Annotated in this window: 1 protein-coding gene; it reads left to right on the top strand. The window is 64.0% G+C overall.

Annotated features, from left to right (window positions below; all coding sequences use genetic code 11):
* A partial coding sequence (locus tag ICC28_RS40165; RefSeq protein ID WP_262928535.1) for an alpha-amylase family glycosyl hydrolase occupies positions 1–364 on the top strand: 364 nt, incomplete at both ends.

The following is a 364-nucleotide window of genomic DNA, read 5'->3' as shown; positions in this document are numbered from 1 at the left end:
AGACCCGGACGGGCCCTACGGCGACTACTACATGTGGGCCGACGACGACAAGCAGTACGCCGACGCGCGGATCATCTTCGTCGACACCGAGGCCTCGAACTGGACCTTCGACCCGGTCCGCAAGCAGTACTTCTTCCACCGCTTCTTCTCCCACCAGCCCGACCTCAACTACGAGAACCCGGCCGTGCAGGAGGAGATGATCTCCGCGCTGAGGTTCTGGCTGGACCTGGGCATCGACGGCTTCCGGCTCGACGCCGTGCCCTACCTGTACGCGCAGGAGGGCACCAACTGCGAAAACCTTCCCGCAACCCATGACTTCCTCAAGCGGGTGCGCAAGGAGATCGACGCCCACTACCCGGACACC

It is taken from the genome of Streptomyces sp. TRM68416, from assembly GCF_014596915.1.
Taxonomy (GTDB): Bacteria; Actinomycetota; Actinomycetes; order Streptomycetales; family Streptomycetaceae; genus Streptomyces.
This window is presented reverse-complemented; position numbering and strand designations above follow the sequence as displayed.